Genomic DNA, 1902 nt, shown 5'->3' on the forward strand with positions numbered 1-1902 from the left:
GGCGGAGAGCCCTCGCCCGATCAGCAGCCGGTCCCAGCGCGCGCGGTTCTGGTCGAGCAGCAGGATCGGCTCGCCGTCGGGGCCGACGCGCGCCCGGAGCCGCGAGGCCTGCAGCTCCATCAATGCGACGAGACCGTGAACCTCAGGCTCCTGCGGCGCCCGCGCCGCCAGGATGCGTCCGAGGCGGAGTGCCTCCTCGCACAGCGTCGGCCTGACCCAGTCCTGACCGGCGGTCGCGGCATAGCCTTCGTTGAAGATGAGGTAGACGACCTCCAGCACCGAGGCGAGCCGTACGCCGAGCTCGGCACCGGCCGGCACCTCATAGGGCACCTTCGCATCGCTCAGCGCCTTCTTCGCCCGCACGATGCGCTGCGCCATCGTCGGCTCCGGCACGAGGAAGGCGCGGGCGATCTCCTCGGTCGTCAATCCGCCGAGCAGCCTCAGAGTCAGCGCGAGCCGCGCTTCCTTCGGCAGCACCGGATGGCAGGCGGTGAAGATCAGCCTGAGCAGGTCGTCGCCCACTTCGTCGTCGAGCGCCTCGTCGAGGTCCGGCATGGCCGGCCCCTCGCCCGCGATGTCCTGCCCGATCTCCTCCCGCTTGCGCCGCGCCATCATCTCGTGGCGGGCCGCATCCAGCGCCCGGTGCTTGGCGACCTGCATCAGCCAGGCGGCGGGGTTGCGAGGCACGCCCTCCTCCGGCCACTGCCTGAGAGCCGCGACCAGCGCCTCCTGCGCCAGCTCCTCGGCCCGGCCGATATCGCGCGTCAGCCGCGTCAGCCCCGCGATCAGCCTCGGTGCTTCCATCCGCCAGACCGTCTCGACGGTGCGGTGTGTATCGCTTGCCGACATGGGAAGCGATACACACCATCAGCCCGGCAGCTGGCAAGAGGTGCGGACGGAACGTCTCCGACTCAACCCTGGCCGTCGGCCTCGGCCTTGAGACGGTCCCACTGCGCCGCTGTCTCCGGCGTGACGATCTCGCCGAAATCGGCCAGCTCGAACAGCGGCCGGATCTCGATCTCGGACGGGCCGGGCATCGGATTCGGGCAGCGCTTGACCCAGGCGATCGCCTCGTCGAGCGACTTGCACTCCCAGAGCCAGTAGCCCGCGACGAGTTCCTTCGTCTCGGCGAAGGGGCCGTCGACCACGGAGCGCTTGCTGCCGTCGAACTGCACCCGCGCGCCCTTCGAGCTCGGCTGCAGCCCGTCGCCACCCTTCATGATGCCGGCTTTCACCAGCTCTTCGTTGTAGGCCATCATCGCATCGAGCAGTTCCTTGGTCGGCGGTGCGCCGGCCTCGCTGTCCTTGGTCGCCTTGACCATCACCATGAAACGCATCGGTCTTCTCCTGTTGAATGAGGGAACGGCAGGGAGGAACTCCGGGCCTTCCGGATTGATTGGTTTCGAACCGCGGTCCTGTTCAGTGGGCGATCTTCTCGATGCCGGCGCGCAGGCGATCCTCCTGCTCGCGGAGCTCCGGCGTCAGCGCCGCGCCGAAATCCTCCATCTCGAAGATGCGGCGCAGCTCGATCTCGGTCCCGCCGTCGAAGGGCGCGCGCTTCAGCCATTCGACCGCTTCCTCGAACGACTTCACCTGCCAGATCCAGAATCCGCAGAGCAGCTCCTTGGTCTCGGCGAAGGGGCCGTCCGTGATCGCCCGTTCGCTGCCGGAGAAGCGCATCCGGATGCCCTTCGAGCTCGGGTGCAGGCCATCGCCCGCCAGCATGATGCCGGCCTTCACCAGTTCCTCGTTATAGGCCCCCATCTTGGTGAGGATGTCCTCGCTCGGCATGATGCCGGCTTCGCTGTCCTTGTCGGCCTTGACCAGAACCATCACACGCATCGGTCTTCTCCTTGGCGTTACTCTGCGAAGGCGATCAGCCGCCTTCATGTTCACGTCGAA

Annotated in this window: 3 protein-coding genes; all 3 read right to left on the minus strand. The window is 67.6% G+C overall.

All coding sequences use genetic code 11. From position 1 onward, the window contains the following. On the minus strand, positions 1–849 hold an 849-nt coding region (locus tag ACIPIA_RS15250; RefSeq protein WP_400510773.1), incomplete at its 3' end, for an RNA polymerase sigma factor. Between the two features lie 62 nt (positions 850–911). Continuing rightward, positions 912–1337 carry a YciI family protein gene (locus ACIPIA_RS15255; RefSeq protein WP_400510775.1) on the minus strand — a complete coding sequence of 142 codons (426 nt, stop codon included), beginning with the start codon at positions 1335–1337 and terminating at the stop codon, positions 912–914. Positions 1338–1419: 82 nt separating this feature from the next. Continuing rightward, positions 1420–1842, minus strand: coding sequence for a YciI family protein (locus ACIPIA_RS15260; protein WP_400510777.1), 423 nt, complete (start codon positions 1840–1842; stop codon positions 1420–1422). Positions 1843–1902 lie beyond the last annotated feature (60 nt).

The sequence above is a fragment of the Allobosea sp. CER48 genome, from assembly GCF_044752385.1.
Taxonomy (GTDB): Bacteria; Pseudomonadota; Alphaproteobacteria; order Rhizobiales; family Beijerinckiaceae; genus Allobosea.